Below are 23373 nucleotides of genomic sequence, written 5' to 3' on the forward strand. Positions count from 1 at the left end.
CCCCGCTTGCGGGGCGAAGGGGATACGCCGCACCGGCTTCCTCAGCCTCAACGCTGCATTTGGCATGCCCCCTCGCCCCGTTTAACCGGGGAGAGGGTTAGGGTGAGGGGCTGCCATTGGCGCAAACCGGACGGTGGCGACAGGCTAATTACCGGAAGCAGTCCTACTGCGCCACCTCTTCCGTCATCCTGGCGTCGGAATAGACCTGGTTACGGCCGCGATGCTTGGCCATATAGAGGAACTGGTCGGCGGCGTTGAGATAATTCTCGAAGGTTTCATAGCTGCCGATTTCGGCGATGCCGATCGAGATGGTGACGCCGAGTTCCTCGTCGTCGGCCGTTACCTTCAGCCGCGAAATATCCGAGCGGATCTCGTCGCAGAGCTTGGTGGCGGCGGCCGAGTCCATCAGCGGAAAGAGGATGGCGAACTCCTCGCCGCCGAGGCGCGACAACAGGTTGTCGCTGCCGTCGAAGATCGTGAACAGCCTGTTTGCAACTGCTTTCAGCACCTTGTCGCCGATCTCGTGGCCGTATGTGTCGTTCAGCCGCTTGAAGTGGTCAATATCGAGGATGGCGACCGAGCTCGGCACTTTCAACCGCAAGCACTCGTTCACCAGCTTCGGGCCATTGTCATAGAAATAGCGGCGGTTATAGAGGCCGGTCAGATAGTCGCAGGCCGCAGCGGCCCTCAACTGGCGCATCTGCGCCAGTGTTTCCGCATTGTTTGCGATGCGGCATTGCAGCTCCTCGGCCACGAAGGGCCGGTAGACGAAATCGCTGGCGCCGGCTTTGAGGAAACTCGCGGACAGCATGCGATCGTTGGAGGAGGAGACGCCGATGACGCGCAACCGGTCCGAACCGAAGCGATGGCGGATGCGCCGCGTCAGCTCGTAGCCGCTCATATCCGGCATGTGATGATCGGTGACGACGAGTTCGATATCGCTATAGGCTTCGAGCGCCGCCAGCGCCTCGAGCCCCGAGCTTGCCTCGACGACCAGATATTGCTGTGCCTTCAGGAGATCGACGAGAACCTGGCGTACCGAGACGACATCGTCGACGACGAGCACCCGCGTCTTGCGGTTGGAGATCGCACGGCGGACGGTGGCGACCAGATTGTCGAGCGCGAACTCATTGTCCTTCAGCACGTAATCGATGACATTGCGCTCCATGATCCTGTTGCGCGTATTGAGATCGAACGTGGCGGTGAAGACGATTGCTGGAATATCGTGCTCGATCGTGCAGTCGAGCGCCTCGCCATAGGGCGAATCCGGCAGGTTCAGATCGACGACCGCCATGGTGTAGCCGTGACCGTCTTCGGCAAGTTCCCTGCGAAGCGCCTTCAGCGACGAGCAGGATTTGACGGCAAGGCCAAGTTCCGTTTGGAACCGATGGCAAAGCACGGCGGAAAACATTCGAGAATCTTCAACCAGAAGTATCTTTAGCCCGCCGGAACGCAGCCCGATGCCATCTCGCTGAAAATCCGCCTGAAAAGCCACAGCCCCTATTCCCCCTTGCGCCTTATGGGCTCGACTCGGCCCTTCCCCCGGCGCGGCGGACGATAACCGAGAGGCTCATCCGCGTGAAGGGGACAAATATCCTGGTTACCTGTAATTGCAAAAATCCAGCGCCCGGCAGCGCCGATCGCCCCCGGCTTCCTCGCGATCCAGATCCTGGAAGGGCCGTCAGGCAACCGCCCGCTCCTTGCGCATGGACTGAATCTGCAGCAGCGTGTCGAGATTCTGGTTGACGCGGCAGTAGAACTCCTCGTCGATGAAGGGACGCAGCATGAAATCATTGCCGCCGGCCTTCAGAAACCGCGCCGAAAGCAGCCGGTTCGAGGACGAGGAAACACCGATGATGCGCAATTCGTGCGAGCCGATATGAGCCCGGATGCGCCGCGTCAGTTCAAAGCCGTCTATATCGGGCATATTGTAGTCGGTGATCATCAGGCCGATATCGCGACTGGCCTTCAGGATCTCCAGCGCCTTGGCGCCGTTTTCGGCGGTGCTCACTCGGAAATTATAGCGCTTCAGCCGGCTCGACAGCAGGGCGCGCGCCGTCGCGCTGTCGTCGACGATCAGCACGTGATGGCGATGATTGGTCAGAAACCGGCAGATCGACTCCGCCAGAAGGTCGACGGCGAAAATATTGTCTTTGAGGATATAGTCGACAATGTCCTTGGCGATCAGTTTGTCGCGCATGCCTTCATGGAAGGTGCCGGTAAACACGATGGTCGGTATGGAGAGATCGACCAGATATTCCAGCGCCTCGCCGTTTTCGGCGCCGGGCAGGTTGATGTTCGAGATCGCCAGCGTGATCGGGTCGGAAGACTTGTCGTAGGAAAACTGCAGATCCTCGAAGCTGCGGCAGATCTCGACATCGATGTCGAACAGCTCCTTCAGGCGCTTGCTGATCATGGAGGTGAATACGTTGGAATCTTCCGCGACAATAATCCGCGCACCGGCAAACATTTCCCCGGAATATTGCATCCCCGAAATACCTAGAAACGCCATAAGCAAACCTTTGATGTAAATTCTGTCCCCGAGCCAATTCGATACATCAATTGATTTGAATAATTATTAATCAGCATCTGCCGCTGCGAAATGAACACGCGGCGCAATGGTGCGCCTGCGATTTCTTTGCGGATATGATTAAGAGTCTGATCGAGAAAGCGGGATAGCGGACCAGCCTTCGTGTCATGAGCTTGATCATTGCAGCCTGGATGAACGTAGCGCATGCTGCTTCTATCATGTTGACGCCTGGTAGCGGGCGTCCGGATCATTCGATCTCTCCGCGTTTGTCGCCTAGATACGCAGGCATTAATCAGACACAGACGGCAAACCCAGCGAGCGCGCCTCGATCTTGTGCAGCAATTCGCGGGCCGAAAACTGGCCCGCCTTGACCTCGGTGATATGATAGCCCGGCTTCACCGGCCGGCCGTCATGGTAAAAAACAGGGAAGAGTCCCTGGCGCCGGCAAGCACGCTGAGCAGCATACCGAGATCGATATCGGTCTCCTGAATTCTACTGTTGTCGATGGCATTCATTTGCGCTAATCATCGCTTCAATGATTCAAGGATTATTGAAATATGGATCAGCGTCAAGCCCTCGCCGCATTTGGCGCGCTTTCACAGGAAACGCGCCTCCACATCATTCGCATGCTTGTCGTATCGGGTCCTGATGGAATGGCGGCAGGCGCCATCGCCGTAAAGGCGGAGGTTTCCCCGTCCAACATCTCCTTCCATTTGAAGGAGCTGGAACGAGCCGGCCTTATTGGCCAACAGCGCGAATCCCGCTCGATCATCTACACGGCCAATTACGAAGCGCTCGGCGGCCTGATCCGCTTCCTAATGGAGGATTGCTGCAGCGCAAATGCAGAGATCTGCGCCCCCGCTGCCACTGTCGCCGCATGCTGCGCACCTGCAAACAAGGAGGAACTGCAGTGACCACAGACCGCGTTTACAATGTGCTCTTTCTCTGCACCGCCAATTCTTCCCGCTCGATCTTGGCTGAATCCATTCTGAAGACCGAGGGCAAGGGCCGATTCAAGGCCTATTCCGCCGGCAGCCAGCCGAGGGGCGAGGTCAATCCTCTGGCGCTGAAGGAGCTTGCGGCACTCGGTTATCCCTCGGCCGGCTTTCGCTCGAAGAGCTGGGACGAATTTGCCAAACCTGAAGCACCGGAGATGGATTTCATCTTCACCGTCTGCGACACCGCCCACGGTGAAGCCTGCCCTGTCTGGATCGGCCATCCGATGACCGCTCACTGGGGCGTCGAGGATCCGGCCGCCGTCGAGGGCAGCGAGGTCGAGAAGGGCCGTGCCTTCGCGCAGGCCGCCCGCTTCCTCAAGAACCGGATCATGGCCTTCCTCAGCCTGCCCTTGTCGTCGATCGACAAGCTGGCGCTGGAGCAGCATCTGCGCCAGATCGGCGCGATGGAGGGCTCGACCGCTAAACCGGCGGGCGCCGGCTGATGGCGTCGTTCGATCTACCGCGCCGGCTGGTCGCAGAGGCCCTCGGCACCGCCATGCTGGTCGCAACCGTCGTTGGATCCGCCATCATGGCGGCATCGCTGACCGCGGATACGGGACTTGCCCTGCTCGGCAACACGCTGGCGACCGGCGCCATGCTGGTGGTGCTGATCACCGTTCTCGGACCCATCTCCGGCGCCCATTTCAATCCGGCCGTCTCGCTCGTCTTTGCCATGTCGCGCACGCTGGCGAAACGCGATCTCTCTGGATATGTCGCCGCGCAGATCGTCGGCGGCATTGTCGGAACCGTCATCGCTCATCTAATGTTCGCCCTGCCGATCGTCGAGTTGTCGAGCAAGGTGCGCACCGGCGACGCGCAATGGTTTTCCGAAGGTGTCGCGACCTTCGGTCTGGTCGCCATCATCCTTGCCGGCATCAGGTTCGAGCAGAAGGCGGTGCCGTGGCTGGTCGGCCTCTACATCACCGCCGCCTATTGGTTCACCGCCTCGACCTCCTTCGCCAATCCGGCCGTCGCCTTGGCCCGCTCGCTGACAGACACTTTCTCCGGCATCCGCCAAATCGATCTTCCCGGATTCTGGATCGCCGAAATATCCGGTGCTGTCGCAGCCCTTCTCCTGTTCACCTGGCTGTTACAGCCTGGCGCTTCGTCAACGCTATCGTCAGAGGCAAAACTATGAATGTCACCATCTACCACAATCCCGCGTGCGGCACGTCGCGCAATACGCTGGCGATCATCCGCAACGCCGGTATCGAACCTGATATCATCGACTATGTGAGGAACCCGCCATCGCGTGAGGAACTGGCAAGAATGATCGCCGATGCCGGCCTCACCGTGCGCCAGGCCCTTCGCGACAAAGATACGCTCTATGCCGAACTCGGCCTCGACAATCCTGATCTGACCGACGATCAGCTTCTCGACGCCATGCTGGCGGAGCCGATCCTGATCAACCGGCCCTTCGTCATCACACCGCTTGGCACACGCCTGTCGCGGCCTTCCGAGGTGGTCCTGGAAATCCTGCCGGAGACGCACAAGGGTGCCTTCACCAAGGAAGACGGCGAGAAGGTCCTGGATGCGGAGGGCAAGCGCATTATCTGAGCCGTCCAGCCTGACAGGTCCGCAACCCTATTTGACGACCGCCGAGCCTTTGATGATGTCGATCGTCTCGCCGCCATCGAGCCCGATCCGGTCGCCGTCGGGTGTCGTCATGAAGCAGCCGGAGGAGCAGAGGCTTTCGGAAGCGCCGGCATCGACCACGACTTCGACGCGCTGGCCGCCCTCGGTGATGATGAGCACCACGGCGGCTGGATCGGTGTTGGTGATGGATGCCGCATTGACCGCCGGCGCGGCAAGCAGCGGGACAAGCAGAACGGCGGCAAATCTTGCCATCATATGCGGCGGCGCTGACGCGCCCTCCCCTCGAAAGATCGGTGCTGCCCTCGGCAGCGATCCCGATGGAAGGGATCATGCACATAGACCTGTGAATGATGGCTGAATAAGCTGTTCAGCTCTCCGCTGCCCGCCCGCGCAGCTGGCGTACCGGCCGCTCTTCTTCCTCCACCAGTCTATCCTTGGAATTCTCATCGCCGCCAGTATGCTCCTTAACCGCATTGGGAAAGACGGGGGCAGCCTCCCGATGGATGGTAAGGTCACTCTGTGGCAGCGGGATTTCTATGCCTTCCGCCTTGAAGCGCTTGAGGATCTCGATCCTGAGATTGTTGCGCACCGTCAGGCCGTCGCCCATGTCGGCGAGGAAGAAGCGAAGCTCGAAATCAAGCGAATAGGGGCCGAAGCGCAGGAATTCGACATGCGGCTCGGGATTGCGCATGACGAGCGGAATCTTCGCGGTCAACTCCAAGAGAATATCCATCACCATCTGCGGATCGGCGTCGTAGCTGACGGAGACCGGGATTTCCGAACGGCCGATCTTGTTGCGATGCGTCCAATTGCCGACGAGGCCGTTGATCAGTTCCGAATTCGGCACGATGATCGCCTGCTTGCGGAAAGTCTCGATCTCGGTGGCCCGCACCGAGATCCGCTTGACGATACCTTCGGCCGTGCCGGAGACGACGTGATCGCCGACCTTGAACGGCCGCTCGACCAGCAGGATCAGGCCGGAGACGAAGTTGGAGACGATGTTCTGCAGGCCGAAACCGATACCGACCGAAAGCGCCGAGGCGACAAGCGCGAAGCTCGACAGATCGATGCCGGCGGCGGAAACGCCGATGATCGCGGCAATGCCGACGCCGAGATAGCCGATGCCTGTCTTGACCGAATTTCGCACGCCGAGATCGACATGGCTTCGCGCCATGACATTGCCGTCGAGCCAGCGCTGCAGCCAGCGCGTCAGCAGATAGACGCCGGCAAAGAGCAGGACGCCGGTGCAGATTCCGAGCAGCGAGATGCTGATGCCGCCGAGCTTGACCTCAGTGAACAGCCGGAAGGCGATAAGCTGCAGATCCTGTACATGGAAGCCCCAGAGCAGCAGGATCAGCGGAATGCCGACGAGCAGCGCCACCGCATACATGGCAAGGCCGACGAGCAGGCCGACCTGGTCTATCGCCACCGGCCCGAGGTTGAAGCGCCGCGCCAGGAAGCGCGCGAAGAAGGTGTCGCCGAAGCTTTCCTGCCGCGAGATCGCCTTGCCGGAGAGCAGGCCGACATACATGGTTGCGACGACCGCGCCGGTGATGATGAGCTGCGTGGCGACGAAGCGGGCAAGTCCGACGTAGCCGGCAAGTGCCGTAACGATCAAAGCGGCACCGACGACGCGCAGGATGATCGCCATGCCGCGCGGCCAATGTCGGCCAGGAGCGTCGGGATCGCCGCTTCTCGCCAACATCGGCTTGCCGAAGGAGACCGCGATCAGGATGATGCCGATGATGAGCGCGGCGATCAGACTTCTGACGACCGTCAGCACCAGCGGTGAGCCCATCGCTTCGCCGATGCTGCTGAAGAGATAGTCGAGCCCGTTGATGACTGCCATCGCCAGCAGGCAATAACCGATTGAGCGCGCGCCGAGGTTGGAAAGCTTGACGAGCCGCCAGCGCGGTTCGTGCGGCGCAAAGATGGCATTGATGAAGCGACCGACAAAATAGACGAGTCCGATTGTTCCGAACAGCGCGCCGATGACCGGCGCGATATCCGGCCGCAGCACGTTGAAACTGTTGAGGAAGAAGAAGGAGGTGACGAGCAGCACCGCCAGCGCCAGCGTGCGGATCAGCGTCGACCAGAAGGCGATCGACAGCCGGCCGATATAAGAAGGGTTCTCGACCGCCTCGTCCCGGCGCAGATAAGAGCCGAACAGTCGGTAGCTGCCGGAAAGCAGAATGAGCGCCGAAGCGAGCGACAGGAAGATCGCCGCGAACAGCGGGAAGCGCTTGAACTTCCAGACGAAGGTGGCCCAGCTCGACAGCGCCGTGGCAAATTCGCCAGTCTCCCGTACGAAGGCAGTTGCAGCATCGTCAAGGACGGAAACCGAGATTTCGGTGCGCCTGAAAAGCGTATCGGCGAAAAGCTGCCGCCGCATCTCGATGATCTCGTTCATGAGCTTCGTCACCGCGATCGACAGGTTTTCGGCGTCACCGGTCACCGCATTGATCTGCGCGCGCTCGGCGGCAAGCGCGTTACGCTCGTCGGTGACGATCTGCGCCTCGGGCGGCTGCCCATCCTTCGGCGGCTCGCCGATCTCGGTCAGCCGGTTCTTGATCTGGTCGAAACGCGGCCTCAGGTTGACCGATATGGTGATGACGGCGCGGCTGAGTTCGTCGGCTTTGGTCGCAAGCCCGACCAGCGCATCGTCATTATCGGCGTTCTCCTTGACGCTGTCCTGCAGCGAACCAAGCTGGACCTTCGCCTTCTCGATCTCCTTCGCCGCCTGGGCGGAAGGCGTATCGACAGGCGGCGTCTCTGCTGCCGCCTGCGGCTGCGGTTCCTGCGCGAAGGCTGCTGCGCTCTCAAAATGCGCACCGGCGAGCGCCAGCGTCATGAGAAGAATGGTGCGAAGCAGGATGGATCTCAGCCGCAAAAAGGCCTCCGGAAAGGTTGTCATCGAAATTGAATGCTCGCTTTTCATCGCAAAGAAAGGCGACAGAAAGGCGAGAGATGCCTAAAGCGCCCTGCACCGAGCCTGTTCCATGCCGCGCACGTTCGTCCAAACAGCTCAGAACCCCGCGCCAGGCTTGGAGAGATAGTCGAGTTCTGCTGCCGTCGATTCCCGCCCGAGCATGGCATTGCGGTGAGGAAAGCGCCCGTAGGCGGCGATTATCTCATGGTGGCGGATCGCATATTCGAGATATTCCTCGTCGCCAAGCGCGGTGAACAGTGCCACCGAACGCGCCTGCTCATCGAGGTTCTCGGCATGTTCGAAGGGCAGATAGAAGAAGGTCCGGCATGCATGTTCCACCGCCTGGTCGGCGCCGGCCGCAAGCGCAAGCTTGGCTTCCCGAAGCGCCAGCCCGTCGGTAGCAACGGCAAGCCCAGTGCCGCGATAGATGTTGCGGGGAAACTGATCGAGCACGATGACGGCCGCCAGCCGGCTCATCGGATCGGCCCGCCATTCGTCGCCGACGCCTGCGGCAAGCGCCAGATGCGTATCGCGGAATATATCACGGATCTCGACATCGAGTTCCGGCGGCGGGCGAAACCATAGCTCGCGGCCGCATCGAACGAACCAGAAATCGTAGACTTCGCGAGGTGTGCGGATCGTTGTCATGCTTTCCTCCCGTTGCGTTAGGTTCATGATGTTATGCCGGCAAGCTCTTGTAAAAATAGGACAAGGGGGCACCTTCTCCCGTTGGGTAGAAGAGGGAGTCGAGACGTTGCCGCGAATCTCTTCTCCCCTCGGGGAGAAGGTGCCGGCAGGCGGATGAGGGGGCCGCGGGCACACCCTTTATCGTGACCTTCCACCTCTACCTACTTCTCCTCATGCAACGAGAACACTAGCATCGCCCTCGTCCCTTCATGCCTGGGGTCGTAAGCGAAATCCGATTTCAAGCTCGCGGCCATCGCCGTCAAAATGCGTGTTCCGAGCCCCGTTCCCCTGGCTGAGCCCTCTGGATCGAACCCCGCTCCATCATCCTCGACGATGACGTGCAATTCTCCGTCCGTCTGGTCGACAAAAACGCGGATCTCGCCCGAGACGCTCTCGGGATAGGCATATTTGAAAGCATTGGTGACGAGTTCACTGACGATCAACCCGAGCGTGATCACCTTGTCAGTCGCCAGATTGACCGGTTTTGCGGTCAGCACGATACGGTGCGGCCGCTTGTCGTCGCGCATCGAAGCTTCGAGTTCGGTCAGCAGGCTGTTCAGATATTCATCCACCTGCACCGAGCCGACCTGCCGGTTGGTGTAGAGCCGGCGATGCACGCTGGCGATGGCGTTGATGCGCATCTGCGTCTCGTGCAGCGCGTCGATCGCCACCTGATCCCTGGTCATGGAAGATTGCATGCGGATCAGCGCGCCGACCAGGCCGAGGCTGTTGGCGATGCGGTGATTGACTTCGGCAAGCAGCAACTCGGCATGGTCGCGCTGCTGGCGGATCACCTCCTGCGCCTGCGCCGTCTCGCGGCGGAAGCGCGCCCGCTCCAGCGCCTGTTCGAGGGCGGCGGCGAGCAGGTCGAAATAATCGGCCGAAATCCCCTTCAGCATGTAGTCATCGGCGCCCGCCTTCAGCGCCGCGACCGCGATGCTGGTGTCATCCGACCCCGTTGCATAAATGACCGGCGGATGATCCGGCACGGACGTGATGCAGGGCAGAATGTCGAGTCCGGTCTCGCCGCTCAGGAGATGATCGAGCACGACGGCGTCGATGCTGCCCTCGGCGATCCGCGCAAGGCCGGCAGCACCATTCTGCGCCCACTCGACCGAAAAGCCGCGCCGCGCAAGGTTCTTCTGCATCAGGAGGGCGAGCCCTTCGTCGTCGTCGATATAGAGGATGTGGATCAGGCCATCCGCATCGCCGCTAGAATTGCTCATTCGGTCTCCCGGCGTTCTCTCTAAGCAACGACGGCCGCAAGGGTCCGAGTCGTCGGCATGGGCACTGTCGTATTGCATTGACCGCCTGAGGTAAACATCGCTGATCCCTCGCTCATGTCGCAGGTGGTTAGCTCTTCTGGAATTTCCGGTGGCCGGAGACTTCGGCGCCAGCCTCCTTCGGCAATTGCAGGAAACGCAGCGACGAGACGATGCCGATCGCGCCAATCACGACGAAGGCCCAGCGGAAATCGGCCAAGACGGGATTGGCCGCACCCCTGAGAGCAGAGGAAATGTTGAGCACGGCGGCGGCCACCGCAACGCCGAGCAGCATCGACATCTGCTGCAGCATGCTCGACAGCGTCGAGGCCGAGCTTCGCTGCGCCGGGCCGATGTCGGCAAAGGCGAGCGTGTTCAGCGCCGTGAACTCCATCGACCGCGACAGGCCGGCGAGGAAGAGCAGCGCATGCATGAAAAACGGCGGCGTGTCAGGCGTCAGGAAACCGCAGGCAACGATCGAAAGGGCCGCGATCAGCCCATTGAGCCCGAGCACGGTGCGGAAGCCGAAGAAGCGTAAGAGCGGCGTCGTCACCGCCTTCATGCTGAAATTGCCGAGAAAATAGACGAGCAGATAGGTGCCGGCGGCAATCGAGCTCAGCCCGAAGCCAAGCTGGAACAGAAGGGGCAGCAGGAAAGGCGTCGCATTGATCGCCGTCCGGCATGCCGTGCCCGCCGAAAGCGTCGACATCGAGAAGGTCTGGACGCGGAAGGCCGAGAGGTCGAGCAGCGGATTGTCGACGGCGAGGAAATGCCGCGTCGCCATGACAGAGAGCATCATGCCCGCCGCCAGCAATGAGATGACGGGCCAAAGCCCGCCTTCCCATTTGACCGAAAGCTCCAAGGCCGCGAGCAACAGGGTCAGTCCGGCCGCGCTCAGGATAAAGCCGAGAATATCCAGCCGGCCGGGATTGGCCTCGCGCTGTTCGGGCACGAAGCGCAGCACCAGCCCCATACCGATGATGCCGATCGGGATGTTGATCAGGAAATTCCAATGCCAACTGGCATAGGTGGTGATGAAGCCGCCGAGTACGGGCCCGACCACGGGCGCCGTCAGCGCCGGCCAGGTGATCAGCGCGATTGCCTGCACGAGTTCAGACTTGCGGGCGTTTTTCAGCACGATGATGCGACCGACCGGCGTCATCAGCGCGCTGCCCGCCCCCTGCAGCGCACGCCACAGCACGAATTCCGTGAGGCTGCCGGAGAGCCCGCAGAACAGCGAAGCGCCGGTGAAGACGCCGATCGACACCAGGAAGACGCGGCGCGCGCCGAAGCGGTCACCGAGCCAGCCTGACAATGGAATGAAGGCCGCCATCGTCAGCATGTAGACGGTGATGCCGATGCTCATCGACACCGGCTGCACGCCGAAGCTTGCCGCCATCTGCGGCAGCGAGGTGGCGACGATGGTGCCGTCGAGGATCTGCATGAAGAAGGAAACGGCAACGACCAGAGCCACGATCTTCGCCTGACGGCCAGTTGCCACCTCTTGCCCGTTCTCGCTCGTCTCTGCCGTTGTCATGAAGCTGCCAATGAAAAATCCGGATGACGCGACAGGCAAGCGGAAAGGAAGCCGATCGGAGATCTGCCGCGCGGGGAGCGTGGATGTGAACCACACATTGGCTGAATACGCCCGTTGCATCACGCCGGAAAGGCTAAATCTAGCACTGGGCGGGAATATTCCCCCGCCCAGCCAAGAAAAAAGCCCCGCCGAAGCGAGGCCCAAGTTTGATCCGCTCCCGGGAAAACAGGAGCGACGTCGAGGTCCATATCCTGCTGCCCATCCGCCAGCGAGGCCAGATTTCACCGTAGCGGTACGCCCTGCAAACGAAATTTGAGGGATCTGCGTAGGTTTCAGCTGCGAGACCTTGCGCGCTTCGTATTCGGGCGGCCACGCATGGCCGCAGCACCGAGGCGGAAATTCGAGACATTCTTGAGACGGCCGTCCGCCCCCCCGAGCGGGTGAAGCTCGGTTCGTTGCTGGCATCCATCGCTCGCGAAGCGGAGCTGACCGATGCCGAGGCGGAACTGTTCGACCATTTGCGCGACAAGACGCCGGCAGATCCGATGAGGTTTGAATGATCCTCATCGATACCAACATGATTTCGGAACCATGGAAGCTCACGCCCGATCCGCGTGTGCTGGCGTGGATAGACGCCCAAGCTATCGAAACCCTCTATCTCTCGGCCGTCACAGTCGCTGAGCTGCGTTTCGGCATTGCGGCCATGCCCGCCGGCAAGCGCCGCACCACTCTGCATGACCGGCTGGAGGGCGACGTGCTGCCGTTGTTCGAGGGGCGCGTGCTGCCCTTCGACCTCGGCGCCTCACAAGCCTATGCCGCCCTGATCGCGCAAGCCAAGCCCGCAGGCAAAGCAAACGGCAAGGTCGACGGCTACATCGCCGCCACAGCCGCCGCACACGGCCTCATGGTGGCCACACGCGACACCGGCCCTTTGAAGCCGCCGGCATCCCCATGATCAATTCATGGGAGGACCGCGGCTGACATCTCCCGCGACCGGCAGAGCGAAAAAGCGGACGGGCTCACAGGGGTCAGATGTAGAGTGGCGCCATCTTTCGCCAGGCGCCGGCGCGGTGGGCGCGGCCGTCCCAAACATGCAGTTGATGGCGGATGTTCTTCTCGCCGAGCAGCCGGCTGAGATAGCGGTTGTTGTCGAGGAAGGGATCGGCATCGCCGATGGTCAGCACGATCTCGATCTCGCGCAGCCGCTCGAGCCGCCAGTCTGCGCCGAGGCCGGGCAGAAAATGCGTCGGCGTGTGGAAATAGATGCTGTCGTCGTAGTAGCCGTCGAACAGGTCGCCGAACACGTCCACCTTCATCGTCAGGTCGTAGCGCCCAGAAAAGGCGACGAGCTTACGGAAGAGATGCGGGTGGCGGAAGACAAGGCTCGCCGCCTGGAAGGCGCCGAGGCTACATCCATGCACGACGGTGCAATCATGCGGGTTTTTCGCCGCCATCAGCGGCAGCACCTCGTGGAGGATATAATCCTCCAGCGCCGCATGCCGGCGGATGCGCTCGGCCGGATGATGGTGGAAGCCGTAGAGGCTGTCGGCCGCCAGTCCCTCGATGCAGTAGAGCTGGAGATGGCCGGCGGAGAGCTTATCGGCAAGGCTTCCGATCAAGCCGAGCTGTTCATATTCGAAGAAGCGTCCTTCCCGCGTCGGAAACACCAACACCTTGGCGCCGGCATGGCCGAACACCAACATCTCCATCTCCCGATGCAGGCGCCGACTATACCAGCTGAGATATTCGCGGTTCATGTCACCCTGAAGAACTGTCCGATCTTATCGCGGAGAACCGCCTCTTGCTCTGCGCTTCCAGGGTAATCGAAATGACCGGCGTCCAGGATGAAGATTTCATTATATTTCCGTATCGCATTTGCGACAGCGAACTGGCAGGGCGGCGCGACGGCGGGATCGAAAAGCGCCACTGCCGTCAGCATCGGCACATCGATCCGCCGCGCCGCCGTCGCCGCATCGTAGAAGCGCAGCGTCTCCAGCACGTTGTGATGTTCCGCCTGATAATCCTGCACCCCTTGCGCGCTGCCGACGCTCGGCAGCTTCAGCCGCAGCGGCTGGTGGCCGAAGCTCGGCAGCGCCAGATGGCCGCGGTCGATGCGCCCGTCATAAGCGATCGCCATCGCCCCGACACCGCCGCCGAAGCTGATGCCGCTATAGCCGATATGGCCAAAGAGCCAAGGATAGAACGCGACAAGTGTGGAGACGGCAAGCCAGATATCCTCGACGCAGCCGCCGATGATATAGGAGTCCCGATTGTCGATATCGTGCAACACATGCCAGGACGGATTCTGAGAGATCGGCGGATGGCTGCTCAGCGACAATCCACGGCAGCAGGGAAGGATCAGCGCCGTTTCTCTGACCGGCAGATCGAAATCAGGCTGATCCCGCCCGCCGTAACCATGCCCGACGACGAGGCCGCGCTTCACTTGCCCCTCACGCGGCAGCAGCAGCCAGCCGCCGATCCTGAAATCACCGGTCGAGCGATAGACGAGATCGAGCACATGCCAATCCGGATGGCTGAGCGGGCTGCGCGAAAGCATCGGCCGCGGATCGACCGTCAGCGCCCTCCGGTACCGCGCCTCCCAGAATGAGTCGAAGCCGTCGGGCTCCTCCGGCGGCTCGACTGCGAGAAGCTCCTGAAGCCGCATGCCGTAGGTCGGATCGAAGGCAAAGGGATGTTTTTTGGGAATGCTCATTCGAGCTTTGTCCCGCGAACAGGCAGGCCATGCAAGTTTTGCCGCGTACTTACTCGGGGCGACCATCAGCATCGCCACAACACCACCGGATCGCGGCGGAAGCTTCGACGACACGTACCATTCGCGCCCATCTGCTGGAGCGGGGCTACCCACTCGCCTGGATCAAGGCATCCGGCTATTGGGTACAGGGTAACGCCGATGCGACTGAGAAATTTGGTTAGGCCGGAACAGCCGACCCGGCCGCCACCCTCTCACGGGAAGACGGCCGGGAAAAAGCGCGGGCTCGCCGGCATTTGCCGACATAAAGGAGAAGACGACATGCCTGAGATCGCGATGGGCGCCCTCATCGAGAATGGAAGCGTTCTCCTCGCAAGGCGAAGTCCCGGGCGCAGGCAGCATCCGGATCGTTGGAGCCTTCCCGGCGGCCATGTCGAGGACGGCGAAGACGTAGAGACTGCAATGCGCCGCGAACTGACGGAAGAAATCGGCGTGACGCCGGAGCTGTGGCAATTTGTGACAAAGTTCGGATGGCAAGGCCAATCCGCCACATCCGCCAGGTTCCATATCTATCGCATCGATCGGTGGCGAGGCTGCCCGCGACTGATTGACGACGAACACACCAAGCTGAAATGGTTTAGCGCCGCCGAAATCAAATGCGAAACGGAGCTGGCTTTGCCTGAGCTCAGTAAAATCCTTATGAGTCTGACCATCCAGGGGAACAGCAAAGATTGAGCGCGCGATGGCGTTCTCGAGCTCAGCAGGCAAACCGGGCTGTCACTCAGCCTGAAGACGGGCTGACACAACCGCGCTCAGACCTTCTCTTTCTTTCTGGTCTTTTCTTTCGGCTCCGCCGGCGCATCCGGTGTCGGCGCCAAAAGCTTGCGCAGTGATGCGATCTTGTCCTTCATCAGCGGCCGGAAGCGCGTCGCGCGATAGGGCATATCGGCGGCACCATAGCCCTCCGGTCCGTCATCATTGCCGCGATGGATTTCCGCAAGCTTCACGCCGATGAAGGTGCCATCGACATAATGGGTATATTCGCCGACCCAGCGGATCGTATAGATCTCGCCCTTGCGGATGAGCTGGTCGATGCTGACATGCTTGAAGGTATCATTGATGCAGACGACCTTCTGGCCGACATGGAATTCATAGCTCATGGATCAGACTTTCCAATAGCAATCCGCCTCGCCGGTCCATAGCGCGTCCGGCGGCCGGGATGAACCCTTTTCTTGGGACAGGGCCGAATTGCCGCGGCTGCAGCCGCGCCCTCGCCTAGTCGCAATAGACCTTGCCGCTCTTGCGGGAGCGCAGATCGAAATGGAAGTGGTTCCAGTGTTCCGGGTTGCTGCCCGGTCCGAGCACCGTATTGAAATAGCGGCAGCTGTCGCTGCGCACCGCCTTCAAGAGCCGGCCCTCGCGATAGGAGAACAGGCCCTTCTTACGCACGTCGATCGCGTGGCCGTTCTTCAGCACGAACTTGCCGACGTCGATGGCATTGCCGCGGGCGTGTTCCGACATCGGATTATATCTCTGCCGGCTGTTGTTCATGCGGCGGCAGGAATAGCCGCCGAGCGGCTGGATCGTCCTGATGCCGCTCCAGTAGCGGTAGCGGGCCGACGGCGCCAGCTCGTTCTTCACCCACTTGGCGAAGGCAAGCGTCACCTGGCAGTTCAGCGTCACGGCCGGCTTCACGCCGATATTGCCGGAAAGCCCCTTCAACGACACCGGATAGGGCACCTGGCAGGCTGGTCCCTGCGAGATCGGCGGCTTCTCGTCGAAAAGCACACCCATACGCTTCAGTTCGCGCCGGCAGGCGAGCTCGGAAGCCGGCATGACGCTCGGGTCGACCGGCGCTGCGGGCTGGCTCATCATCGGGTTGTTCGGCCGGAGCATCGCAACTTCTTCGCTCTCGTCCTCTTCGGGAACGCGGGTCGGTTCCAAGACAGGACTGCCGTCATTCCAGGCGGGGGCTCGGCTCATCTCAGCCTGGGCTGCCGGCTGCGGCATTGCCCGCGGCGCCGGCCGGCGCACTGGCTGATTGATCTGAGCCGGGTTGTCGGTGCCGATGCCGTCGACGACAGGTTCGCTGGCGTTGCCCTCGGCGATCTGCTGCTGTTGTTCCTGCGCCAGCCCGACGACCGGTTCGGCCCCGAGCTCCTCGTCCATGTTGACACCGCCGGACGGGACAGCAAGGTTCTGCGTGCCGCCCCAGTTGCCGTTCGGCTGGCCTGCCGCCAGCGCCTCATCGCTGTCGATCATCGGCAGCTTTCGGCTCTGGGATTCCGGCGCCGTCAGCGTCCGCGGCGCCTGCGCCGCGTGCCCGGTGCCGGCAAGGTTCGGCGTATCGAGATAATCGACCGAGCCCTGGCTGCTGCCGACAGGGCCGCCGGAAACGGGATATGAGGCTTGAGTTTCCGCAGGCGCAAGGCGCTCCGCCCGCGCCATACGCACGGCGGGCGCCATACGCGCTGCACCGCGAGACGGTGAAATCGAACTGACCCGGGTGCCGTTGTCGACATTGGCCGGTGGCACCAGCCCGTCGCTGATCGAACAGGTGGTCAGCGCCGCCGAGAGCAGAACGGGCAGGAAGGCTCGCCGCGGAAAGGAAACAAACGCCATACTCTTATCGCTTCCATGGGCCGGCCGCAGAGTGACCGAAAAAACTCGGTCCAATTTTAATTAAAAACGGTGAATGAAAACTTACCGGCACAATCTGAAGGCGGTGGAAATGAAAAAGGCCGGTCGCCCGGCCTTTGATTTCTGCTGTTTCTCACGCTGCCCGAGTGTATCGGGTCTCGGCCCGCCGCCCCGCCTCGCGCAGGCGGAAATTCGAAAGCAGCGTCTTCAGCTGCGTGCTTTCGTCGGCGAGCGTGCGGCTGGCCGCCGTCGTCTCCTCGACCATCGCAGCGTTCTGCTGCGTCATCTGGTCCATGTGATTGACGGAGCTGTTGATCTCGTTGAGGCCCGTAGACTGCTCGCGCGCCGCCGTCGCGATCGAGGCGACATGGTCGTTCACCTGGTTGACCAGTGCCTCGATCTCCAGCAGCGCGTCACCTGTCGAGCGCACCAGCGCAACCCCGCCTTCGACTTCCGCAGCCGAGCGGCTGATCAGTTCCTTGATCTCCTTGGCCGCATTGGCGGAACGCTGCGCAAGTTCGCGCACTTCCTGGGCGACGACAGCGAAGCCGCGGCCAGCCTCGCCGGCCCGCGCAGCCTCGACGCCGGCGTTCAGCGCCAGCAGATTCGTCTGGAAGGCGATCTCGTCGATGACAGAGATGATCTGGTTAATGCGGCTGGAGGATTCCTCGATCCGGCCCATCGCGGTCACGGCGTTGCGGACGATGTCGCCGGAGCGGCCGGCGCTCGCCTTGGTTTCGGCCACCATCTCGCGCGCCTCGTTCGCCCGCTCGGACGCGGTCTTGACCGTCGCGGTGATTTCGTCGAGCGCTGCCGCCGTTTCTTCGAGTGCGGCCGCCTGCTGCTCGGTGCGCTTCGACAGGTTACCGGTCGCCTCACTGATGTCGGATGCGCTGTCGTTGACTACCCGGCTTGATTCGGAAATCGCGTGAATGACGCCGTTCAGCGCATCGACGGCCGCGTTGAAATCATTCCTGAGCTTGGCGTAGTCCTCACCGATGTCGCCGATTGCAACGGTGAGGTCGCCGCTTGCAAGCTTCTCCAGGCCGACGCCGAGCGCCTGCATGGCGCGGTTTTGCCGCTCGGAAGCCGAGCGCAGGCTCGCTTCGTTGCCGCGGCGCTCGCCCTCGATCTGCCGCTGCCGCTCGTCTTCGCGGCCGCGTAGCGCCCTGCGTTCGTCGACGGAGTCACGCAGCACCAGCAGCACTTTGGCCATTTGTCCCACCTCGTCGCGGCACTCGCTGCCGGCGATCTCGACGGATGCTTCCTCGGCAGCAATCGCGTTCATCGCCGTCTTCAGCCGGGCAATCGGCGCCGTTACACTGCGGACGATGGCATAGGCGATCGCAATGGTGGCGGCCGCACCAAGCAGGCAGAGCACTGCCGCCCAGATCGCATTTTGGCGATAGAGCGCCGCCAGGTCATCGGCATAGACGCCGGTGCCGACGATCCAGCCCCAGGGTTCGAAACCGGCGACATAGGAATATTTCAGCACCGGCTCATCGGCGCCCGGCTTCGGCCAGTAATAATCAACGAAGCCCTTGCCGTCCTTCTTCACCTTGTTGACGAACTCGACGAACAGGAACTTGCCGGTCGGGTCCTTCATCTGGGAGATATCGGTGCCGTTCAGTTGCGGTTTGATCGGGTGCATCACCATGGCGGGGCGCATGTCGTTGATCCAGAAATAGCCGTCGGCGCCGTAGCGCATGGCGCCGATCACGTCCTTGGCGGCCGCCTGCGCCTGCTCGCGGGTCATCGTGCCCGCCTGTTCCATCTTGTAATATTTGTCGAAGATGCCGAGCGCCGTGGCCTCCATCTTCTCCAGCCCCGCCTTCCGCTCCGCTTCCAGCTCGGAATAGGAAAAGTTCAGAAAGAAGACCATCGTCGCCGCAAGCACGGCAAGCGTGAAGCCGACGAGGCAGTAAAGACGGGTGGAAATCTTGACGTTACGCATGAGGGTTCCCGGCGATTCTTGGATATGAGACCGCTTTCATTGTGAACCACCTCAATTACTGGAGCGTAAAGTTTTATTAGAAGATAATTAAATAACGCAAGCTGAAGTGTCGGTTGTAAAATTCAACTAGCTGAAATCGATTGAGATTTCAGCTCGGTGACGGTCGCGATATTTGCACCGCCGCCTTCGCTGGCACCGAAAGGGATTGGTCGACACAACGAGTTCGCCTAACGTGGCTGCAGAATCGTAACACCCAGCCTGAGGGAACCTTCCATGACCGATGCCGCCAAGCCGAGAGGCGAACTGACGCTGCGCACGCTCGCCATGCCGGGCGATGCCAATCCGGCCGGCGATATTTTCGGCGGCTGGGTCATGGCGCAGATGGACCTTGCCTCCGGTATTCGTGCCGCCGAGCGCGCCAAGGGCCGCGTCGTCACCGCCGCCGTCAAGGAGATGGCCTTCGAACTGCCGGTCAAGATCGGCGATACGCTGTCGGTCTATACCGATATCGACCGCGTCGGGCGCACATCGATTACGCTGATCGTCGAAGCGTGGGCGCACCGCTCGCGTTATGCCAAGATGGAAAAGGTCACCGCCGCCACCTTCATCATGGTGGCGCTCGACGAAGAGGGCAAGCCCAAGCAAGTCCCCGAGGAGTGACAGGCCGGGATCGACACGATGGAAACGGTCAGCTCGCCGGAAGTCTTCCTTCATATCAAGGTGGTGATGGGCATGGTCATCAGCCTTTCGCTTGCAAGGCTGCTCACTGGCGTTGCCGGCATCGTCCAGCATCCGGCCAAGGCGAAGGTTTATCCAATTCACCTCGGTTGGGCGCTGTCGCTGTTCCTCTTCATCATCCATATCTGGTGGTGGGAATATCGCCTGCAGGCCGTGCCCGCCATCGGCTTCGGCATCTATCTCTTCCTCGTCTGCTTCTGCAGCCTGTTCTTCCTGCTCTGCGCCCTGCTCTTCCCGGCGAGCCTCGAGGAATATGGCGGCTACGAGGAATATTTCATTTCACGGCGCAAATGGTTCTTCGGCATCCTCGGCCTGATCTACGCCGTCGATATCCTCGATACGGCGATCAAAGGTCCGGAGCGTATCCTCTCGCTCGGCTGGGAATATCCCGCCCGCAATATCGTCTACATCCTGCTCTGCGCCATCGCCGCCTGGACCGCGAACCGCCGCTTCCACACCATCTTCGTCATCGCCAACCTGCTCTACCAGGTGAGCTTCATCTTCAGACTTTACGATGTGTTGGGGTGAGGAGCGATCGGGCGCGGCCCGAGCAATCGATCCAGTGAACCGATTGCAGCGACGAACGCCCTGAGCCTAAAGCGAAGGGCCGGGCAGCGGCTTGCTCCCTTGGCGAAGCACAGGCAAGAGCAGGCGGCCGCCCGACGCATCACCTCCCTCAGAGCGTCCGGCCCTGCAATTGGTTCACCGGCCGATCGATCCCGCTATGCGAAACCACCTCTCACACCTTCAAAAACTGCGACCCCCTATCAAACCCCAGCCCGGGAAATATCTTCCCCGTCAGATCATCCACGCCGACATCGAACTGCCGGTAAAGCATCGCCGCCGCCACCTCGCGCACGTCGGCGGTCGGCATCAGGTCGCGGTCGTCGAGCAGTAGCCCGTCGCCGAGCCCGGGCCAGCGGCCGAGGATACGGCCGCCGTCGATCGCGCCGCCGGCAAGTACGGCGCAGCCGCCGGTTCCGTGGTCGGTGCCGGCGGAGCCGTTCTGTCGGACGGTACGCCCGAATTCGGTCATGGCGAGTACCACCGTCTTTGACCAGATCTCCGAGCCCAGCGTCACCTTCAGCGTGTTGATCGCCTGGGCGAGATCCCCGGCCGGCCGCTTGAACTGGCCGGCCTGGCCGATATGGGTGTCCCAGCCGGTGATCGAGAAGCTGGCGATGCGGTAGTCGCCCTTCAGCATGTTGGCCGCGAGCGCCGCGACGTCGCCGATCTTTTCGCCGCGCTCGCCGTCCGGCTCGACCATCATCGCCGCGCTGTCGGCTCGCGTCGCCTCAGCAAGCGCCTGGGCGAAGGGCGGATCACCGGCATAAAGCCGCGCCAGGAACTGCATCTCGTCACGCGCCGGCGCCAGATTGGAATCCGACGCCCAGACGTCGACATTGTTCGGCCCGGAGAGGATCAGTTCCGTCGACGTGTTGACGTCGATCGCCTTGCGCGCATCCGACCGCGGGATGACGGCGAGCGCCCGGTTCAGCCAGCCAGTCTTTTCCTCGGCGACATGTTCGCCGCCAGACTCAAGCATGTCCTGCCCGTCGAAATGGCTGCGCTGGTCGCGATAGGGCGTCGACACCGCATGGACGAAGGCGAGTTCTCGGCTCTTCCAGAGCGGCATCAGGTCGGCGGCGGCGGGATTGAGGCCGAAATGCCCATCAAGATCGAGAAGTCCGCTGTCCGGCGTCAGCGCCAGGGTCGGCCTGAGCGCAGCAAAGCCGGCATCGCCGTAAGGCTGCACCAGGTCGAGTCCGTCCATTGCGCCGCGCAGGACGATGGTGACGAAACGATTATCGCCCGGCATCGCCGCAAAGGTGACCGGCGTGAAGAGGGGGGCGGCGGCAATACAGCAGGCCGATGTCAGAAAGCCGCGGCGGGAAAGCAAAATCCGGTTCATTGAGAGCCTCCTATCGGCGGTTGAATTCCGGCGATGCCAGCACCAGCGTCAAACCGCTGACCTTGTTCGGCGCCTGCGATACCACGCGGATCGTCTCGTCGCGGGCGGCATCGGCAAGCGTCGATCTCAGGAACTCGCGCGGATCCTCGTCGCGGCCGAACTGCGCCGCGGCCCGCCTTGCCCAGGCCAGGCGCTCGGCGAGCTGGCTGCCGCTGATCCAGGCGGAAAAGCCTTCCTCGAAACCGGCAGGGCTCGGCGGCAGCCAGGTCGGCTGGCCCATGCGCTTCAGCGCCCCCTGCCCCAACGCCCGCGCCGCCCGAAAGGCCTTGAGCCGCTTGTCCCTCGCCTCTCCGGCGGGGTCCGTCGTCACTGGCGCTCCCGCCATGCCGGGCGTATTGGCAGCCATATCGCCCTCATCCGTTCCCTGCTGATTGGCTGCCAGGAAGCTGCCGACGACGCCGTTGACCGGCCCCGCATTCAGCGCCCTCAGGCCGGCAACGATAAAATCGAATGGCTGACGCGCCTTGGCGCCCTCGTTTTGCCAGGCGGCCGGATGGTCGAGCATGGCGGTGTAGACGGCGGTGAGATCGCCATCTGTCTTTCTCCAAGCCGCCGCCATGTCAGAGACCATCCCCTCGTCTGGCTGGTCGGAGACGAAATGCACCGCGAGCTTGTGGCTGATATGCGCCGCCGTCTTCGGATGGACCGAGAGGTCATCGAGCATGTCGAGATAATCTTCGCGCGAGCGCCGGCGCCCGCCATAACTGACGCCGAGCACCTCATGCGTGCCGGGCTCCGAAATGGTCGGCCGAAAGGCGATATCCATCTCCTTGCGGTCGATGGTGAGGCCCGTCAGCACCATGGCCGCGGCGGTAACATCCGCCTGGGTATAGCCGCTGCCGGCCCCGAGCGTGTGCAGTTCCAGGAGTTCGCGTCCGAGATTTTCGTTCAGCCCCTTGTTGCGCTTGACGCCGCCCGCCGAATCCGGCCCGAGCGAATCCGCCTGGTCGAGGTAGATCAGCATGGCGGGATGAGCGGTGGCGCTGCGCAGGAGATTGCCGAACCTGCCCGAAATGAACGGCCGGATTGCCTCGGCCTCGTAGAGCGGCACGATAAGGCGCATCGGCAGGCTCTTGTTGGCGCTGGTGGAGAAATGATCGGTCCAGAAGGTCGAAAGCCGCTCGTAAAAGCCGTAGGGCGACAGCACCGCCTGCATCAGCCGCAGGTTTGCATCGTGCTGGAATTGTTGCTGCGCCTGGCGCTGCACAGCCTTGCGCATCTCGCGCCGCGTCGGATCGTCGGTGACCGTCTTGGCATCTTCGCGGATCTGCTTCAGCTGCGCCTGCAGGCTGAGGATCGCCCGGTGACGCATATCGGGGCCGCCGAGCGGAAAATCCGGCGTTGCCGCCGCGCCTTTGGACAATTGCCCGATCAGCTCGTCCTTGCTTTGCGGCGCCACCTCGCCCGGCCGGAAACCATAACCGAAACGGATCGCCGCCATCGTCGGGAAAGAGAGGCTCATGCCCGATCACCTCCTGATCACTTGATGGTGGCAGGCTGACAGCCGATTGCGACGGGAATCTGTAGGAAATGCGGCGATATCACGACATGGACGATTTGTAATCTACTGAAAACGCTCAGGTTTCATGCGCGGAAAATGAAGGATGCTCCGATGTACTGCCGTAGGCGGCTTCAGTTTCAACCCGCCGACGGCTCTGGCATTTCATTCAGCGAGCACTTTCGAACGCGGCTCCCGCCAACGCCCCTCACGATGAGGCTCTCTCGGGCCTTTGGCGGCATCCTCCAGCTTTCCTCGTGCTGAGGTGTGCGGCCCGAGGGCGGAACTCGAAGCACGCGCCTCAACCTTGCTTTTTGCAACT

24 protein-coding genes and 1 pseudogene are annotated in these 23373 nt (G+C 61.9%); 10 read left to right on the forward strand and 15 right to left on the reverse strand.

The features are described from left to right. Positions 1 to 163: 163 nt before the first annotated feature. The 3 genes from HJC04_RS06095 to HJC04_RS06105 form a co-directional block, all read right to left on the reverse strand. Complete coding sequence (locus HJC04_RS06095) at positions 164 to 1495, reverse strand: diguanylate cyclase (RefSeq protein WP_221145307.1); 1332 nt, start codon at positions 1493 to 1495, stop codon at positions 164 to 166. A 186-nt stretch (positions 1496 to 1681) separates the two neighbouring features. After that, positions 1682 to 2512 carry a response regulator gene (locus HJC04_RS06100; protein ID WP_210630948.1) on the reverse strand — a complete coding sequence of 277 codons (831 nt, stop codon included), beginning with the start codon at positions 2510 to 2512 and terminating at the stop codon, positions 1682 to 1684. Continuing rightward, positions 2500 to 2736 carry a hypothetical protein gene (locus HJC04_RS06105; protein WP_210630947.1) on the reverse strand — a complete coding sequence of 79 codons (237 nt, stop codon included), beginning with the start codon at positions 2734 to 2736 and terminating at the stop codon, positions 2500 to 2502. Before HJC04_RS06105 ends, HJC04_RS06100 begins: the two co-directional genes overlap by 13 nt. 351 nt (positions 2737 to 3087) lie before the next feature. Here HJC04_RS06105 and HJC04_RS06110 point away from each other — a divergent pair, with 351 nt between their 5' ends. The 4 genes from HJC04_RS06110 to arsC are packed head-to-tail and all read left to right on the forward strand — an operon-like array spanning position 3088 to position 5085. Then, positions 3088 to 3444 carry a helix-turn-helix transcriptional regulator gene (locus tag HJC04_RS06110; protein WP_210630946.1) on the forward strand — a complete coding sequence of 119 codons (357 nt, stop codon included), beginning with the start codon at positions 3088 to 3090 and terminating at the stop codon, positions 3442 to 3444. Beyond that, positions 3441 to 3971, forward strand: a complete 531-nt coding sequence (locus HJC04_RS06115) for an arsenate reductase ArsC (protein ID WP_210630945.1) — start codon at positions 3441 to 3443, stop codon at positions 3969 to 3971. The genes HJC04_RS06110 and HJC04_RS06115 overlap by 4 nt, the downstream gene beginning before the upstream one ends. Continuing rightward, on the forward strand, positions 3971 to 4666 hold the full coding sequence (locus tag HJC04_RS06120; RefSeq protein WP_221145309.1) for an MIP/aquaporin family protein: 696 nt from the start codon (positions 3971 to 3973) through the stop codon (positions 4664 to 4666). The genes HJC04_RS06115 and HJC04_RS06120 overlap by 1 nt, the downstream gene beginning before the upstream one ends. Next, entirely contained in the window at positions 4663 to 5085 is a 423-nt protein-coding gene (arsC, locus tag HJC04_RS06125; protein WP_210630943.1) for an arsenate reductase (glutaredoxin), read from the forward strand. The genes HJC04_RS06120 and arsC overlap by 4 nt, the downstream gene beginning before the upstream one ends. 27 nt (positions 5086 to 5112) lie before the next feature. On the opposite strand, the gene HJC04_RS06130 is transcribed toward arsC, so the two are convergent. The 5 genes from HJC04_RS06130 to HJC04_RS06150 form a co-directional block, all read right to left on the reverse strand. Beyond that, complete coding sequence (locus tag HJC04_RS06130; RefSeq protein WP_210630942.1) at positions 5113 to 5379, reverse strand: hypothetical protein; 267 nt, start codon at positions 5377 to 5379, stop codon at positions 5113 to 5115. 112 nt (positions 5380 to 5491) lie between these two features. Beyond that, positions 5492 to 8014, reverse strand: a complete 2523-nt coding sequence (locus HJC04_RS06135; RefSeq protein WP_221145311.1) for a mechanosensitive ion channel family protein — start codon at positions 8012 to 8014, stop codon at positions 5492 to 5494. A 135-nt stretch (positions 8015 to 8149) separates the two neighbouring features. Next, positions 8150 to 8701, reverse strand: coding sequence for a DUF924 family protein (locus HJC04_RS06140; protein WP_221145313.1), 552 nt, complete (start codon positions 8699 to 8701; stop codon positions 8150 to 8152). Between the two features lie 200 nt (positions 8702 to 8901). Continuing rightward, entirely contained in the window at positions 8902 to 9966 is a 1065-nt protein-coding gene (locus HJC04_RS06145; protein WP_210630939.1) for a sensor histidine kinase, read from the reverse strand. A 127-nt stretch (positions 9967 to 10093) separates the two neighbouring features. Continuing rightward, on the reverse strand, positions 10094 to 11539 hold the full coding sequence (locus tag HJC04_RS06150; protein WP_221145315.1) for an MFS transporter: 1446 nt from the start codon (positions 11537 to 11539) through the stop codon (positions 10094 to 10096). A gap of 359 nt (positions 11540 to 11898) precedes the next feature. Between HJC04_RS06150 and HJC04_RS06155 the strand changes: the two genes are divergently transcribed. Both HJC04_RS06155 and HJC04_RS06160 read left to right on the forward strand, forming a co-directional pair. Beyond that, positions 11899 to 12099: a FitA-like ribbon-helix-helix domain-containing protein gene (locus HJC04_RS06155; RefSeq protein ID WP_221145661.1), complete on the forward strand. Its 201-nt coding sequence runs from the start codon at positions 11899 to 11901 to the stop codon at positions 12097 to 12099. Next, positions 12096 to 12520 (forward strand): annotated as a pseudogene (locus tag HJC04_RS06160) (type II toxin-antitoxin system VapC family toxin). Before HJC04_RS06155 ends, HJC04_RS06160 begins: the two are co-directional and overlap by 4 nt. A gap of 47 nt (positions 12521 to 12567) precedes the next feature. Here HJC04_RS06160 and HJC04_RS06165 read toward each other — a convergent pair. Together HJC04_RS06165 and HJC04_RS06170 are read right to left on the reverse strand one after the other, a co-directional pair. Further along, positions 12568 to 13296, reverse strand: coding sequence for an esterase family protein (locus HJC04_RS06165; RefSeq protein ID WP_221145317.1), 729 nt, complete (start codon positions 13294 to 13296; stop codon positions 12568 to 12570). Next, positions 13293 to 14252 (reverse strand): acetylxylan esterase, encoded by a 960-nt coding sequence (locus HJC04_RS06170; RefSeq protein WP_210630936.1) that lies wholly within the window; start codon positions 14250 to 14252, stop codon positions 13293 to 13295. Before HJC04_RS06170 ends, HJC04_RS06165 begins: the two co-directional genes overlap by 4 nt. A gap of 29 nt (positions 14253 to 14281) precedes the next feature. Here HJC04_RS06170 and HJC04_RS31605 point away from each other — a divergent pair, with 29 nt between their 5' ends. After that, positions 14282 to 14473 carry an SIP domain-containing protein gene (locus tag HJC04_RS31605; RefSeq protein ID WP_349239623.1) on the forward strand — a complete coding sequence of 64 codons (192 nt, stop codon included), beginning with the start codon at positions 14282 to 14284 and terminating at the stop codon, positions 14471 to 14473. 97 nt (positions 14474 to 14570) lie between these two features. Continuing rightward, positions 14571 to 14984: an NUDIX hydrolase gene (locus tag HJC04_RS06175; RefSeq protein ID WP_221145320.1), complete on the forward strand. Its 414-nt coding sequence runs from the start codon at positions 14571 to 14573 to the stop codon at positions 14982 to 14984. Between the two features lie 77 nt (positions 14985 to 15061). Here the strand turns inward: HJC04_RS06175 and HJC04_RS06180 are convergent, their stop codons facing one another. The 3 genes from HJC04_RS06180 to HJC04_RS06190 all read right to left on the reverse strand — a co-directional run bounded on the left by HJC04_RS06180 (position 15062) and on the right by HJC04_RS06190 (position 18843). After that, positions 15062 to 15409, reverse strand: coding sequence for a CAP-Gly domain protein (locus HJC04_RS06180; protein ID WP_210630935.1), 348 nt, complete (start codon positions 15407 to 15409; stop codon positions 15062 to 15064). Between the two features lie 115 nt (positions 15410 to 15524). Next, positions 15525 to 16871 carry an extensin family protein gene (locus HJC04_RS06185; protein ID WP_221145322.1) on the reverse strand — a complete coding sequence of 449 codons (1347 nt, stop codon included), beginning with the start codon at positions 16869 to 16871 and terminating at the stop codon, positions 15525 to 15527. A gap of 151 nt (positions 16872 to 17022) precedes the next feature. Next, positions 17023 to 18843: a methyl-accepting chemotaxis protein gene (locus HJC04_RS06190; RefSeq protein ID WP_221145324.1), complete on the reverse strand. Its 1821-nt coding sequence runs from the start codon at positions 18841 to 18843 to the stop codon at positions 17023 to 17025. A 273-nt stretch (positions 18844 to 19116) separates the two neighbouring features. Between HJC04_RS06190 and HJC04_RS06195 the strand changes: the two genes are divergently transcribed. Further along, on the forward strand, positions 19117 to 19503 hold the full coding sequence (locus HJC04_RS06195; RefSeq protein ID WP_064803309.1) for an acyl-CoA thioesterase: 387 nt from the start codon (positions 19117 to 19119) through the stop codon (positions 19501 to 19503). Between the two features lie 18 nt (positions 19504 to 19521). Further along, the gene (locus HJC04_RS06200) at positions 19522 to 20109 is read left to right on the forward strand and encodes a hypothetical protein (RefSeq protein ID WP_210630932.1); all 588 of its coding nucleotides are present in this window, start codon (positions 19522 to 19524) and stop codon (positions 20107 to 20109) included. 211 nt (positions 20110 to 20320) lie between these two features. Here HJC04_RS06200 and HJC04_RS06205 read toward each other — a convergent pair whose 3' ends face one another. Continuing rightward, on the reverse strand, positions 20321 to 21493 hold the full coding sequence (locus HJC04_RS06205) for a DUF1501 domain-containing protein (RefSeq protein WP_210630931.1): 1173 nt from the start codon (positions 21491 to 21493) through the stop codon (positions 20321 to 20323). A 10-nt stretch (positions 21494 to 21503) separates the two neighbouring features. After that, positions 21504 to 23015, reverse strand: a complete 1512-nt coding sequence (locus HJC04_RS06210; RefSeq protein ID WP_221145327.1) for a DUF1800 family protein — start codon at positions 23013 to 23015, stop codon at positions 21504 to 21506. Positions 23016 to 23373 lie beyond the last annotated feature (358 nt).

Source organism: Rhizobium sp. NLR8a (assembly GCF_019685235.1).
GTDB lineage: Bacteria > Pseudomonadota > Alphaproteobacteria > Rhizobiales > Rhizobiaceae > Rhizobium.